This is a genomic window from Bacteroidales bacterium, assembly GCA_023228145.1.
Lineage (GTDB): Bacteria > Bacteroidota > Bacteroidia > Bacteroidales > CAIWKO01 > CAIWKO01.
Genome location: JALOBU010000003.1, coordinates 76,691 through 92,424, shown reverse-complemented (window position 1 = coordinate 92,424; position 15,734 = coordinate 76,691). Strand labels below are relative to the sequence as shown.

The 15,734-nt window shown below is 37.3% G+C and carries 11 protein-coding genes; 5 read left to right on the top strand and 6 right to left on the bottom strand.

Going from position 1 to position 15,734, the window contains the following annotated elements; all coding sequences use genetic code 11:
* Positions 1-24: 24 nt before the first annotated feature.
* Positions 25-807: a class I SAM-dependent methyltransferase gene (locus tag M0R16_02185; protein ID MCK9611690.1), complete on the bottom strand. Its 783-nt coding sequence runs from the start codon at positions 805-807 to the stop codon at positions 25-27.
* Between the two features lie 103 nt (positions 808-910).
* Between M0R16_02185 and M0R16_02180 the strand changes: the two genes are divergently transcribed.
* The 4 genes from M0R16_02180 (at position 911) to M0R16_02165 (ending at position 8,185) form a co-directional block, all read left to right on the top strand.
* Positions 911-4,000 (top strand): DUF2723 domain-containing protein, encoded by a 3,090-nt coding sequence (locus M0R16_02180; GenBank protein ID MCK9611689.1) that lies wholly within the window; start codon positions 911-913, stop codon positions 3,998-4,000.
* A gap of 62 nt (positions 4,001-4,062) precedes the next feature.
* Positions 4,063-4,767 carry a hypothetical protein gene (locus M0R16_02175; GenBank protein ID MCK9611688.1) on the top strand — a complete coding sequence of 235 codons (705 nt, stop codon included), beginning with the start codon at positions 4,063-4,065 and terminating at the stop codon, positions 4,765-4,767.
* Positions 4,768-4,863: 96 nt separating this feature from the next.
* Complete coding sequence (locus tag M0R16_02170) at positions 4,864-6,996, top strand: elongation factor G (protein ID MCK9611687.1); 2,133 nt, start codon at positions 4,864-4,866, stop codon at positions 6,994-6,996.
* 184 nt (positions 6,997-7,180) lie between these two features.
* Positions 7,181-8,185 carry an LptF/LptG family permease gene (locus M0R16_02165; GenBank protein ID MCK9611686.1) on the top strand — a complete coding sequence of 335 codons (1,005 nt, stop codon included), beginning with the start codon at positions 7,181-7,183 and terminating at the stop codon, positions 8,183-8,185.
* 2 nt (positions 8,186-8,187) lie between these two features.
* Here M0R16_02165 and ispE read toward each other — a convergent pair whose 3' ends face one another.
* Positions 8,188-8,994, bottom strand: a complete 807-nt coding sequence (gene ispE / locus M0R16_02160) for a 4-(cytidine 5'-diphospho)-2-C-methyl-D-erythritol kinase (GenBank protein ID MCK9611685.1) — start codon at positions 8,992-8,994, stop codon at positions 8,188-8,190.
* Between the two features lie 38 nt (positions 8,995-9,032).
* Here ispE and M0R16_02155 point away from each other — a divergent pair, with 38 nt between their 5' ends.
* Positions 9,033-9,647: a DUF3109 family protein gene (locus M0R16_02155; GenBank protein MCK9611684.1), complete on the top strand. Its 615-nt coding sequence runs from the start codon at positions 9,033-9,035 to the stop codon at positions 9,645-9,647.
* Here M0R16_02155 and M0R16_02150 read toward each other — a convergent pair.
* From M0R16_02150 to M0R16_02135, 4 genes are all read right to left on the bottom strand, one after another.
* Positions 9,636-10,034 carry an HIT family protein gene (locus M0R16_02150; GenBank protein MCK9611683.1) on the bottom strand — a complete coding sequence of 133 codons (399 nt, stop codon included), beginning with the start codon at positions 10,032-10,034 and terminating at the stop codon, positions 9,636-9,638. The two genes, M0R16_02155 and M0R16_02150, sit on opposite strands and share 12 nt — an antisense overlap.
* 9 nt (positions 10,035-10,043) lie before the next feature.
* Positions 10,044-10,511 carry a transcription elongation factor GreA gene (gene greA, locus M0R16_02145; GenBank protein MCK9611682.1) on the bottom strand — a complete coding sequence of 156 codons (468 nt, stop codon included), beginning with the start codon at positions 10,509-10,511 and terminating at the stop codon, positions 10,044-10,046.
* Positions 10,512-10,586: 75 nt separating this feature from the next.
* The gene (locus tag M0R16_02140; protein MCK9611681.1) at positions 10,587-11,645 is read right to left on the bottom strand and encodes a PorV/PorQ family protein; all 1,059 of its coding nucleotides are present in this window, start codon (positions 11,643-11,645) and stop codon (positions 10,587-10,589) included.
* A gap of 37 nt (positions 11,646-11,682) precedes the next feature.
* Positions 11,683-15,732, bottom strand: a complete 4,050-nt coding sequence (locus M0R16_02135) for a hypothetical protein (protein MCK9611680.1) — start codon at positions 15,730-15,732, stop codon at positions 11,683-11,685.
* Positions 15,733-15,734: the final 2 nt, after the last annotated feature.

The window sequence follows — 15,734 nt, the reverse complement described above, 5'->3', positions numbered from 1 at the left end:
AAAATTAGTTTTAACAAAGGTACGTCAATACTTCAAAACAAAATGTTGCTTTGCTATTTTTTTATTAAAAAACACTAATCCAAAATGAAACAAATCAATGCTGAGACTCACTTCATGATGCATATATATTTCATTCCAGACAGCTTTCATATCAGGCGACCAATATATGTCGTCAAAAATAAAAACGCTTTGTTGATTGATGTATGGCAGGCAAATATTAAAATAATTTAAAGTAGCCTCCCGGGTATGATTTGCATCAAAATAAACCATGCCTATTGTTTTCAAACCCTCAAGGACAAAAGGGAGCGCTTTTTCTATATCACCTTTAATAATTTTAATTGGGAAGCCTGAGTTATCGAAATTTTTTTGAGCCCATGCTGCTGTTTCAGAGCAGCCTTCAATAGTAATAATCTCAATATTACTTTGTGCCTTTGACATCGCCATGGTTGTAAAGCCTAATGATGTCCCTAATTCAACTATGTTCAAGGGTTTTAAAAACTGAACCATAGAAAAAAACGTCCGCATTTCTTTTTTTGAACTTGAACTGCCTGTAATTATCCTGGAAATTTTTCGTGTTGATGGCTTCTTAGCCAACCCTGTTCCCAAGTCTTGAACTGTAATCTTTTCGTTTGAATGAAGTAAAATTTTTTTTCTTTTTTCAATTTCAGAAAGATGTTTTTTCGCTTTTTTATGAGTTTTTATCGCTTTTGTATAAAATTCATAACAAAAAGGGGCATGAATTTTAAATTCAGACTTTGCATGAAGTCTATATTTCAGGTATTCTATAAAACGAAAAAAACAAAGCATGATTTCGTAATTAAAAGACAGTAAAATTAATTTTTTTCTTAAAATGACGGATAAATTAACATCATTTTAGTATTTTCGTAACCTTAATTACAAAAAGGGAATTATGAATTTTCTAAAGAATTTTAAAGTAATGAATAACGTGTTGGGATGGATAGTTTTTATCTTCGCCTCCGCGGTTTACCTTTTAACGAAAGAACCCACAGTAAGCTGGTGGGATTGCGGGGAATATATTTCCACCGCCTACAAGCTTGAGGTAGGGCACCCTCCCGGAGCGCCATTCTTTCAGCTTATTGGCCGCTTTTTCACCTTGTTCGCAGGGGATGATGTTTCCAAAGTTGCTATGATGGTTAACAGCATGTCTGCCATATTAAGCGGCTTTGCCATTCTTTTTCTTTTCTGGACCATCACGGCGCTGGCAAAAAAATTATACGTAAAAAGCAACAGTTATGACCTAACGGTTCCTCAAATATACATTATTCTGGGTGCCGGCCTTGTCGGCGCATTAACATGTACATTTTCCGATTCTTTCTGGTTTTCGGCTGTGGAAGGGGAAGTTTATGCAACATCAGCCTTTTTTACGGCTATTGTTTTCTGGGCTATTCTGAAATGGGAGGTGGTGGCAGATGAAAAATACGCCAACCGATGGATCGTTTTTATTGCTTTTATGATAGGGCTTTCTATCGGGGTTCACCTGTTAAACCTGTTGTGTATTCCTGCCATGACTTTGATTTACTATTTCAGAAAAGTTAAACAATCAAGAAAAAACTTCATAGTAACATTGATTCTTTCGGTTATCATTTTAGGGTTTATACAATCCGGGATTATTCCCTGGACGGTTAAGATGGCAGGATATTTCGAGCTATTTTTTGTAAACACGGCAGGCATGCCCTTTAACTCGGGAACAATAATTTATTTTGTAATTATTGTAGGCCTAATAGTATTGGGTTTGATTATTACCAAAAAACGCGCCCATACGATTATGAATACTATCATTTTGTCTTTTGCATTTATTTTGATAGGATATTCTTCTTTTCTTGTACTTGTAATCAGGGCTAATGCCAATACGCCAATTAATGAAAATGCCCCGGAAGATGCGCTGACACTTCTCACCTATCTCAACCGCGACCAATATGGCGACTGGCCAGTGCTTTACGGGCAGTATTTTAACACAAAAGTTGTAGATACTAAAGAAGGTAATTACAATTATATCAAGGGTGAAGATAAATACATTCGTACAAATCGTAAACTATCTTATAAATATGATCCTGCCGGTTGCGGATTATTTCCGCGCATGTGGAGCGACCAGGACAAGCATATAAGAGCCTATATGGCATGGACAGGTACAAAGGGTAAAAGCAAACCTACCTTTGGAGAAAATCTGGCGTTTTTATTTAAAAACCAGCTTGGAAACCAGTATTGGCGTTATTTTATGTGGAATTTTGCCGGGAGGCAAAATGACATACAAGGTTTTGGCATTGATGAAGCCGGAAACAAGGATATTGCAAACGGTAACTGGCTCAGTGGCATTAACTTCCTTGATGCAGCACGTTTAGGGTCCCAAGACAAACTGACCGATAAAATGCAGACTAATAAAGGCAGAAACACATATTATTTTCTTCCTTTACTGCTTGGGCTGGCAGGATTGATATACCATTTCAGAAAAAATAAAAAAGACGCCTTTGTTGTATTGTTATTGTTCATCATGACGGGTGTGGCTATCATTCTTTACCTGAATCCTACACCTTACCAGCCGCGTGAACGTGATTATGCTTACGCAGGATCATTTTACAGTTTCGCTATTTGGGTAGGGTTAGGCGTTATTGCTATATATCATTTTATATCTAAATTAAAGATACCCAAACTCATTGCAGTTTTTGCATCTGTACTCACAGGCCTTCTGCTTGTTCCCGTTATAATGGCAAATCAAAACTGGGACGACCACGACCGTTCTGATAAATACGCCTGCAGAGACTATGCAAAAAACTATCTTGCGTCATGTGCTCCCAATGCAATTTTAATCACCAATGGAGATAACGACACTTTTCCTCTATGGTACGCTCAGGAAGTCGAAGGTTTCAGAACGGATGTCCGTGTGGTTAACTTTACTCTTGCATCCGGCGACTGGTATATTCATCAGTTATTCAACAAAATTTATGATTCCGACCCCCTTCCTTTTACAATACCTTCAGATAAATATACTGCCGGAACCAACGATTTTGTCCCTTATTTCGAGAAAGACCCAAACAACTACTGGGACTTGAAAAAAATCATAAACTTTATCAATAGCGACAAACAGGATAATAAAGTCAGGCTTCAGGATAAACGTTATGTCGCTTATCTGCCAACTAAGTTATTTTCACTTAAGGTAGACTCTCTAAAAGTATGTAACAATGGCACAGTCCCCTCATATCTGACTGATAAAGTGGTAAAAGCCATCACATGGAAAATGAGAAAAAACACTTTGTATAAAAACGACCTGATGTTGCTGGATATCATAGCTACCAATAATTGGGAACGTCCGATATATTTTGCCAGCCCTTCAAGCGTAAAAGATTTTATAGACATTGACGACTACTGTTTCCTTGAAGGATGTGTGTACCGTTTTCTGCCTGTAAAAGGCGACGCTAAAAGAGGCGGGGTGCTGACTAATGAAACTTACGATTGTTTTACAAAAAAATTTGCTTACGGCAACCTCAACGACCCAAATGTTTATGTTGATAAAGAAAGTTATGGAATGTCGCTCTACCTCCGCAATAATTTTGCCCGCCTCGCCCAGGCATTGATTAGCGAGGGTAAGAAAAAAGAAGCGTTGGAAATTCTTAATAAAGGTGTTGAACTGATGCCTGATTATGCAGTACCCTTTGATTTATACATGATAGGATATGCCGAATTATATTTTATGTGCGGAGAAAATGCAAAGGCCAACGAGATATTCAGCACAGTAGGAACTATTTATGACCAGGATCTTGAATATTATGAAAGCGTGGACCAAAAAACTTTTGCAAAAAATGTTTCATATTTTGCCAGCAACAGAGACCTGACACTCGGATTTCACGGTCAGGACACGCAGCAAGCATTGCAAATATTACAGGCACTGATGGCCTATTCTGATAAATACGGCCAGAAAGAAGAAAGTAAAAAATATGCCACCCTGCTTTCAAAGTATGTTCAAATGGAACCCGAAAGGCAGTAGGCAGAAGAACTTCTGTATTTCTGATGAAAAGTTAAAAGCAATTGAAAACTGGTATATATTATATGAAAACCTTTAATACTTTTTTTAAGAGTTTTCATCTTGTTCTCTTTTTTGTTTTGTTTTGCAATGTTCATACTGTTTGCCCTGCACAAAAATTCGGTTGTGTCTCGGGTGATTGCAAAAATGGTGTTGGAGTTTTTTCGTATCCCAACGGGGACAAATATGAAGGTGAGTTTTCTAACAATAAATTGCAGGGGAAAGGTATTTTTACTTTTGCATCAGGGAAATGGCAGGGGTGCAGGTACAACGGCGAATGGGCTAACAACATGATGAATGGCAACGGAATTTTTGAATACGCCAGTGGAGACAGATATGAAGGCCAGTTTATCAACAACAAACTTCAGGGAACAGGGAAGTATTTCTATGCCAATGGAGACAGCTATTATGGTGAATGGTCGGAAAATCAGTGTAACGGAATAGGGACATTTATATATGCTGAAGGAGAATATAAAGGTTGTACTTATCAGGGCGAGTGGAAAAACAGCAAAATGAACGGTGAAGGAACTTTTACCTGTGAAAACGGAAAAACATACAAAGGCCATCTCAAAAACAATACGAAAGATGGCAAAGGATTTCTGATCATGCCTGACGGTTCACAATACGATGGAATGTTTCGGCAAAATAAATTTCATGGGCAGGGTTGCTTTACTTATGCTTCAGGCAAAAAGGTATGCGGGAATTGGAAAGATAATAAACTCATGGATTAAGCCTTTTGTAAATTCTGTATTTTTTATCATATATTTTCATATCTTTGCTGACCTTTTTTGAAAATTTATTTATTAATTTATTACAACTTATAAAAAATGAAGGTTTATCAGACTAATGAGATTAAAAACATTGCGTTGATTGGTGGCGCAAAATCAGGGAAAACCACCCTGGCTGAATGTATGCTTTTTGAAGGTGGCGTGATTAAAAGAAGAGGTAGCGTGGAAGATAATAATACCGTTTCTGACTATCGCGAAATAGAACTTGAGCGTCAAAATTCGGTTTATTCAACCGTGATGTACACGGAATACGCCGGCAAAAAAATAAATATTATTGATAATCCCGGTTTTGATGATTTTATCGGGGAAGTGTTTTCATCCTTAAAAGTCTGTGAAACAGCACTCATGGTAGTCAATGCACAAAATGGCGTTGAAGTGGGTACAGAAATTACATGGCGCCATACCAATAAGCAAAATGTTCCTGTAATATTTGTCGTCAACCAGCTAGAACATGAAAAAGCAAATTTTGAAGAAAATATCAGGCAGCTTAAAAATCAATTTGGTGCAAAAGTTACTCTAGTACAATATGCCTTGAACACCGGTATCGGATTTGATTCCGTTGTTGACCTTTTAAAAATGAAGTTATTTAAATACAACAAAGACGGTAAAGCTGAAATATTAGACATACCTGACAGTGAAAAAGTCAAAGCCGAAGAATTGCATGCTGCTCTGATTGAAGCTGCCGCCGAGAGCGATGAATCGCTTATGGAAATATTTTTTGATAAAGGCACTTTGACTGAAGAAGAACTTTTCAGAGGTATAAAACTTGGTATTACTCACAGAAATCTTTTCCCGGTTTTATGCACATCATCAAAAAATAATTTAGGGGTAAGTTCATTGCTGGAATTTATCGCTAATTCCACTCCATCCCCCGACGAAGTTGCACCTCCAAAAACCGTTGAAGGTAAAGATATCCCCTGTATAATTACAGAGCCTGCCAGCGCTTTTATTTTTAAAACATCCATAGAAACACATATTGGTGAAGTATCCTATTTCAAAGTGTTATCGGGTGAAATCACTGAAGCTTTGGATATGGTCAATGTTAACAACAGCACCAAAGAGCGAATTTCGCAAGTGTTTGTTTGTGCCGGAAAAAATCGTGAAAAAATTGCCAAAGTTGTTGCAGGAGATTTTGCTGCTACCATCAAACTGAAAAACTCTTATACAAATAACACCTTAAACTTTTCAAAAAATTCAGAAATACAACTGAAGCCTATAGAATTCCCGAACCCGAAATATCGTGTTGCTGTGAAAGCCCTTAATACTGCAGATGATGAAAAGCTTGGCGGGATATTAAATGACATGCGTAAAATTGACCCTACCTTAATTCCTGAATATTCCAAAGAACTCAAACAACTTATTTTACACGGACAGGGAGAATTACACCTCACCATAGCCAAATGGCAAATTGAAAAAATTAATAAAATCGATATAGAATTTCTTCCTCCCAGGATACCATATCGTGAAACCATCACCAAACAATCAAAATCCGTATATCGCCACAAAAAACAATCAGGCGGAGCAGGTCAGTTTGGCGAAGTGCATTTGCTGATACAGCCTTTCACAGAAAATATGGTTGAACCTACCGAATTTCCTATTCGTGGAAAAGAACAACATGAACTGTCATGGGGTGGAAAACTAATATTTCACAATTGCATTGTAGGCGGCTCCATTGACGCACGTTTTATGCCTGCCATTCTGAAAGGAATCATGGAAAAAATGGAAGAAGGTCCGCTAACAGGCTCTTATGCCCGCGACATTGCAGTTTATATTTATGATGGTAAAATGCACCCCGTGGACTCCAACGAAATATCATTCAAACTCGCCGGAAGAAATGCATTTAAAGAAGCATTTAAAAATGCCGGCCCTAAAATTCTCGAGCCTATATACGACGTGGAAGTAATTGTACCTGAAGATAAAATGGGAGACGTAATGACAGACCTGCAAGGCCGAAGAGCGGTAATTATGGGCATGGACAGCGAAGGAAACTACCAGAAAATTTTAGCAAAAGTTCCTTTAGCAGAAATGAACAGGTATTCTACAGCTTTAAGTTCCATAACAAGTGGACGTGCCACTTACGGTATGAAATTCTCAGAATATACCCAGGTGCCTGGAGAAATACAGACTCAGCTGCTTAAAGCTTACGAAGAACAAGAAAAAGATGAGGAATAAACACAATATTTTTTTTAAAAACCTGCCCGTTACGGCAGGTTTTTTTATTTTCCGATAATACGAAATAGATTAAATTTGTTGTTTATCATTTACCATCTTGAAGCATTCTGTGTTGAAAAAAATTGATTTTTATATTATCAGAAAATTTTTAGGGGCCTTCTTCCTTTCTATTGCATTGATAATCATGATTGTCATAATTTTCGATTTGTCGGAAAATATTGATGACCTCATTCAAAGTCAGGCGCCATTAAACGAAATAATATTTGATTATTACCTGAATTTTATTCCATATTTTGCAAATCTTTTCAGTCCGCTTTTTACATTTATCGCTGTTATTTTCTTCACTTCAAAAATGGCTTCCTATTCAGAAATTGTTGCCATATTGAGCAGTGGCGTAAGTTTTAACCGAATGTTACGACCATATATGTTTACAGCATTTTTGCTTACCGCATTGTCGTTTTATATGGCTAATTTTTTAATTCCAAGTACCAATAAGGGGCTGCTGAATTTTAAAAACACTTACATTAAAAATAAATACAGAAATAACAACAGAAATATGCACATGCAAATTTCACCGGGAACTTTTGTTTATGTTGAAAGCTACGACGTTGACCAAAATATGGGCACTCTGTTCACCCTTGAATCATTCAAAGAAGGGAAAATGTATTATAAATTGTCAGCAAAAAATATTATTTGGGATAGCACTAAAATGAAATGGACTATTAATAAATACAGCATACGTCTTATTGATGGAATGAAGGAAGTTATATACAATGGTGAAAAAAAAGACACAACTATCAATCTGCTTCCGGGTGATTTCTATAGTAAAACAGACAATCTGGACATAATGAATTTTACTCAGCTCAGAAAATTCATAAAAGAAGAAAAAATGAAAGGGGCAGAAAATATCAGGTTTTATGAAGTAGAAAAACACAAAAGGCTTGCCTTTCCTTTTTCTGCATTTATTTTGACACTTATTGGGGTTTCTGTATCAAGCAGAAAAGTTAGGGGGGGCATAGGTATGCATATAGCTTTTGGCCTTGCTCTGACATTCGTTTATATTCTTTTTATGCGTATTACTGAAACATTTGCCACCTATGGCAACCTGACACCCATGATAGCTTCCTGGCTACCCAATGTTGTTTTTCTTGGCATAGCCTTTTATCTGCTAAAAAAAGCCCCCAAATAAATTTATAATTCCCCCATCCAGCAAATATAATCCGGAAAAACACTCTTTATAGTTACTTTTTTTTCAAACAGTCCGTAAACTGCTGACCCGCTCCCGCTCATTGAAGCATAAATGGCTCCCTTGCTGTATAATTGATTTTTAATTTCTTTAATTACAGGGTACTTATTAAATACCGGAGTTTCAAAATCGTTTATTAATAAATCCTTCCATTTTTCAATCGGTTGCTTTATCACGTCAGCAAATGAAATGTTTCTTTTACAAGGTATAATCATTTTGTAAGCTTCTGCCGTAGATATGGAAATATCCGGTTTTACAATAGCAAGATAGTATCCTTTTAAATTGAGCGATACAGGCATTAGCTTTTCACCTTTGCCGCTTGCCAGGCAAGGGCCTTTTTGCACAAAAAAAGAACAATCACTTCCTAAACCTGCAGCAATTTCTGTGAGCTCATTATTATTTAAACCCAAAGAAAACAATTTGTTTAAAACCAGCAACACATATACTGCATCAGAAGAGCCACCGCCTAATCCGGCTCCCATTGGAATATTTTTCAATAAATACAATTTTACAGTAGGAATTTTATATAATTGCTTCATCTTCTGATAAGCCATGTAACATATATTGTCCTCAGCATGGCAATGAATGGCTTTTCCTTTATAAGTGAAAATACAAATATCCGATGGAATTAGTTCAAGGGCATCATACCATGGAACGGGAAACAAAATACTTTCAATTTCGTGAAAGCCATCACTTCGTTTCGAAACAACTTTCAATCCAAGATTTATTTTGCATCCGGGAAAAACAAGCATGGTTTTTTTTACAAAAATATATTAAAACACTCTTGCTTATGAACAAATACTTATTAATTTTGGGGAAAAACATGCTCATTGTTGGTAACACACTGGTATCTGACGAAATAGCTCAATGTTATTTTTGCTGCAACCTTCAGGTATGCAATGGAAAGTGTTGTGTGGAAGGAGATGCCGGCGCCCCACTGGAAGAGGAAGAAATTCAATTAATTGCTAAAAACCTGCACGAAATTAAAAAGTTTATGACTCCGGATGCTATTTCAGAAGTCATAAAAACAGGTGTTTTTGTTACTGATCCCGAAGGAAAAAAAGTTACGCCGCTACTCAGCGGTAGGGAATGTGTTTTTGTTTGTTATGACAAGGATATTGCCTTCTGCGCAATCGAAAAAGCTTATTCTGAAAAAAAAATTACTTTTCAAAAGCCCGTTTCCTGCCATTTGTATCCTGTAAGAGTAACGGATTATGATGATTTCCTTGCTGTTAATTATCACAATTGGCATGTATGTAAATCTGCAATCTGCAAGGGAAAAGAAAACAAAATATTGCTTTATAAGTATCTAAAAGCAGCTCTTATCAAAAAATTCGGTAAAGAATGGTACGATGAGTTAACTAAAATTGCAGAATACCTGGCAAAAAAGAAATCAGGCCTCTAAATTATTTCGAATCAACTCACAAATCGAATTAAACTTTTCTTTTGAAAGAGGAAGTTTCGGGTTTCTAAAATCAATGTCATAGATTTTGTTGATAGGTATCAAATGAACATGAGCATGTGCCACTTCAAGCCCAACCACTGCAATGCCAACTTTTTTGCAGGGTATTGATTTTTTTATAGCTTTAGAAATTTTCTTTGAAAACAAAAATAGCTCGCTATACTGTTTATCATCAATATCAAAAATATAATCTGTCTCTTGTTTGGGAATAACCAAGGTATGCCCTTCAGCAATAGGATTTATGTCAAGAAATGCCAGAAAATCATCATTCTCGGCAATTTTATAACAAGGTATCTCACCTGCAACAATTTTTGAAAAAATACTTGCCATAATATTTTATTAATAAGAGATTTTAATTATTTCAAATTTTAAAGTGCCTGCGGGTACATTAATATCAACCTTATCCCCAACTTTTTTACCAAGTAGCCCTTTTGCAATTGGTGAATTTACCGAAATCTTCCCCAGTTTCAAATCTGCTTCGTTTTCTGAGACAAGGTTATATGTCATTGTTTTACCATTAGGCAGGTTTTTTATGGTAACCATTGATAATATCAAAACTTTCGAAACATCCAGCTTTGATTCATCAATTATTTTTGCATTCCGAATTACATTCTGTAATTTAGATATTTTCAGTTCCAGCATTCCCTGTGCATCTTTTGCAGCATCGTATTCGGCATTTTCCGACAAATCTCCCTTATCTCTGGCTTCAGCAATTTGTTGTGAAATTTTCTTGCGCTCTACGTTGATAAGCTGATTAAGCTCATCTTTTAGCTTTTGTAATCCTTCCTCTGTATAATACTTCGACATGTGTTATTATTTAAATTAAAAAAAAACAAAGAATCCCTAAACAGGGACTCTTTGCATAAAATTTTTATATTACTGTTACAGACTGATTCGGGCCCCGATAGAATGTGTGCCCTGAAATGGGTTTGAAAAGCGGTACGAATAATCAAAACCAACCGTTGAACCTCTCTTTTTATTTATAGGGACCTGAACAGTAATACCTGCTGAAGGGCCGGTATGAGCGTTTGTTCTGTCAGCCGATTTAAAAATGCCTTTCTCCATGGTATAACCGCCCCTTAAATACATATATTCCATCATCTTATACTCTAACCCAACAACATATTGGTCTTTTCCAAACGAATTGGATATAAAAGTCCCTGCAAGACAAATACTATGCTGGTCATTGATAATAAAATTGTAAGCAACACCAATATTCAGTGTGGTTGGCAATTCAAAATCAGCAGAACGCTGTTCTACCGTTTGTGAAAAGGAAGAATTCTGTCCCGTTCCCGTGAAGGAAAGCCCGTCACCTTTAAATTTCATCCGCGGGCCAACATTTTTTAAAGCAATTCCAAACATAATATTTTCTTTTTCCCCGGTAATGTACTGAATACCGGCATCAATAGCTATGCCCTGCGCTGAAAGATTGGAAATTTTTTGAGAAAGTACTTTTAGGTTGATTCCACCATAAATACTGTTAGAAAACATTTTTGCATAGGATATATTAATGTTTAGAAGTGATGGTGTATAATTTCCGGTACCTCCTTCTGGTAACTCCACGGAAGTAATCATGACATCGCCAAAACTCATAGCCATAACACTTAATCCTATAACACTTGTTTCCCCAACTTTCTGAGACAAGCCAAAAGTATTAATACTCACACCCGAACCTTTCAGCCACATGGTATGTGCAAATACTATTTCCGTTCTTTTGGTAAATGCTAATCCGGCAATATTTGTGTACATAGCTTCAATACCCCGTGAAAATGCAACGCCTGCCCCGCCCCAACCCGAACTTCTTGCCCAGGGATTAATAAGCAATTCCTGAGCGCCGCATTCTCCAATACGGTCTTCATTACCGGCTTTGGTATTTTGCACAGGCAGTACAAACAGGCTTATCAGCGCAATTGATAAAAATATTTTAGCTGTATTATTCATAAGTGGTAATTTTATAGGGTTTTACACTGTTTTAAAATTAAAATGCCTGTAAGTCAATCGGGCGCAATGAGCCAAACCATTTTAGGACTTTAGTACCGACACCATCAACATTAACATAAATCAGATAAATGCCTCCGGCTATGGGTATTCCTGCATAGTTTTTTAAATCCCAGTCAACATAGGAATTAACATCATCTTTTGAATATTTACGAACCATGTTCCCGCTCACAGTAAATATTGATATTTCGCATTTCTGAGGCAAATTTGTTATACGAACCCTGTTATCTAGCTGATTTATTTCGTAACCGGAAAATGCATAATAGGGATTAGGCACTACATTAATCAGGTCCAGAGCACCTTTTGCTGCAATTTCGCTGTTTGTAATAGTTGAAATATTATCAGTATTGAAAGAATACATCGGAAAGTTATTATTTTCGGGAGTAGTTGGGCCGGTATTGGTAGAATAATATCTTTTGTAAGGCCTGCTTACCCTGATTCTTATTTTAACTTCACAAGGCATATTTGCCGGGTCGTTAAACAAGTACTTAGCATCTGAAATCATCGGACAACCAACCCACATCACATCTTTAAAGACAAAACGCTTATAAAATCTATAATATGCATTATCGGGAGGATATGCCGTCAACGTATTTCTTATCCACTCGCCTCCATCATAAGCTGGACAATCCTGCAATACATTAAAAATAGGGCTATACGATTCCCCATTATGGCCCATAATGTAAGTCCAGTGTTTCCCTCCAAATAAAATATCCCCTAAATTTGTAGCATAATTATTTGTAGGGTTCCATATCATATCACGACCGTTTTCGCCCTGCAACCAGGAATCTTCGCCAAACATAATATTTAAACGTTCTCCTGTTTCAACATTAATAGCATATCCTGGGAACCATCCCATTCCTACAACGCCATCGGTTTCTCCGGCTCTTAGGTCAAGTTTCTTCACATTGCCTTCTGTAAGTAAATAATTATCATCTTCGCACATTTCCAGAACAGGGCAACGAGACCATTTGGAACGGTCAGGAGTTAAATATAAATCTATACTATAAAGATTTATCAATTTATTACTTGAATAAAAAACATCATCCCATTGTGACCCATATTCAAATCTGGAAGCCATACGGTACGGCGCCCAGGTTCCTGAAAGAATTTTTTCATAAACTTCATCAGGGTCATAAGCATCCCCGGTAATTGAACCACCAGAAGATTTCAAATCATAGTCATTGTTAGTTAAATCGTCCTGGTCAACCGTCATGCCCGAGCGTATCCAGTTAAAAGGTTTATTATTATCAATATCAGGAACTCCGGTAAGCCATGGCTTTGTGGGGTCGGCAAATTCTATTGTAGCTTCCAGAAATCCATTCTCATAACCACGAAGTTCAGGGTCCTGAAGTTTCACCTGTTCAATGGAAATGGATAATCCAATATCCAGCAATAGTTGTTCGTACGCTACTTTTATAGTTTGTTCGGAATTCCATTGTTGTAACGTTGTAGTATTTGTCAATACCCAACTGGAAGAATCAATGTTTCCGCTGGCAGGAGGAACAAATTTCAGGGTATAAGTCCCCGGAGCTACATTCAGTGGGTCAATAACTTTTATGTTTATAGGTCCTTTATTATAATCATAGGTGAGTTGTTCAGAAAAATATGAAGATGAAGACATAATCCTGTCATGAGTTTCGGTGGTAAAATCCAAAATAAATCCTCCATTCCCCTGCCCTTCCATTCTGGTAATCTGGGGCATCACACCGTATTCTGAATTTGTTATGGTACCTCCTGCTCCAGGTGATGGGGCATGAGGCATAGCCGAAACGATTTCAATATTACCTGATGCAGCTTTTCTTCCTGCTTTATAAGGAAGTTTTTGGCCATCATAAAACTCAGGCACAGATTGGCTGTATGTTTTAAAATTATTATAGGCATAAGCAATGGCAATATAATAATATTGTTTATGATTTACTAAACGTTTATCACCGGATGCAAATTTATCTTCAAATATTCTAAAAGAATGCACAATACCTGAGTTTGAACCATCAACCTCAATCACAGGAACATTACCACCCAAAGCTTCCGAATAGTTGTAGTTAATAATTCTGGAAATATCATTCTTGATATCACATTGAGCAACCAGCCTTGCTTTGTCTGCATCGTGAATATCAGTAACGGAAACGGAAGCATCTTTCACCTGAAATATTTGATACCCCTCAAATCTGAATAATGAATCCCCTTCAATAATCGTTTTATCCCATTCGAAATAATCTTCTGGAGTTTTGTTATAGTTATTAGATTGTCCTTTTTTATTGGAAATATAAAGTATCAATTCTTTGTCAAGTTCCTGTATTGTTAAATCTGGTGCATCGGGACCATCCAATACTTTAAAGCAATTATCAAATAAAGCCTGGCATTTATCATCCACCGTCCGCAAAAGCTGTACAGATGCAAAAGGCCCGCCTGATGATGCTTGTGCCCAGGGAATACCCACAGTAATATAATTTACCGCACCCGGTTCAAGAGTAAATGGCCCTGCCGATTGCATGAAACGCCTGTCATAAGGGGCATTTCCTGATTGTTCCTCTGTCCAGTATTGGCTGGGATAAGGAGAGCCAGGATTCACGCCTCCTGTTCCCCAAAGACAGGGGTCAGTATTATCAGGAAACATAAAGTCACATTCCGGTCCGTACCCTTGGGCACTCGGATGAGCCAACCCCCAATATATCATACGCTGTCCGTCTTTCCAAATACCTCTTAACAGGTTATAATACTCCGCCGCAATGTCAGGGTCGGTTATTGCATCAAGCCCGCCACCTGTGTTATTGTGAAACACAAAACGGCGCATACCAAAGCGTTCATCGTCTATAATTCCATTGCCAAAATTCACGCCATTGATAGCTTCATTGCAATTTTCTAAAGGATTCTCAATGTCATATTTTAGATTATCCGTTTGATCAGGGTCCATATAAGGCCCCTGGAAAAAGTCAACACCTATTGCCGGAGGTTGAGCGCCATAACCTGTTGCACCTTCTGCATTTTCATCAAAATCATCTCCATTATAACAATACCCCAAGCCCCTTAACACATCACAACCTATATAATCATCCTTAGCATAACCCAGGTCGGTATCAACCCATTGGCTGAAATAGGTTTCTGTTAGCCTATAAGTTGAACGGTTTATAATTTCATACGTATAAAAAGTCATGTTATTAATTTCATCATTGGTTGAAAATCCGAATGCCTGTGCCCTGATTTCCATACCAACAGCCTCTCCTTGGGTTTCTGTGTGAATATTACCTTTATCATTAAAAACCCACCAAAGAGTTTTGTCTCCTTTTAATACCTGATCAACTAAACGGCTTGTCGGGCCTTGAGTTCCCGTGTCAACATCAACTGTACCCGGAGGCATATTGGCAGGGCATAAAGCATTTTCAAAATCATAATAGGGATAATCACCATCATTATAATTATAGATATCGTCATTATTATTATCAAAAAAAGGCGCCATGTAATAGCTTTGGTTTTTTGAAAGGTCTCCATGAGCCGGATAATTTTTAATACTTGATGGAACATCATATCCTCCTAATCCTCCTTCGTTATAAGCAGCAATAAATTCTTCAACTTCGGCGCGTGTAATTACAAAAAATTTATCATATTCATCGCATGTTTCAGCATCAATGGAAGCAGTCCCATCAATTGAAAGTGGCCCGGGCCAGTAATCATTACCGTTACCGCGATAACGCTGCGCAGCAAGTTTTAACTGTCCGTTAACATCCAAACCACCAATCCATAGTGCGGCAGAAAACATGGATGCTTTTTTTGTATTGGCAGGAATAAAGTATTCTGCTGCCCCCTGTAAATCCCACCACATATCGCCTCCTGTCATAATACGGCACTTCACATTATTAACATCAAGGTCCATAGCAGCAGAAGCAGGAAGGCAGGCCTCGGCTTTAGTTGATTTGGTTAAAGGTGTATTTTTCAACGATTTAAGTACCGGCCACTCTTCAGCAAAATTTGTTTTGGCAAATCCAAATATAAATGCTGTGAATAATAATAAACGAATGATATTTTTCATGA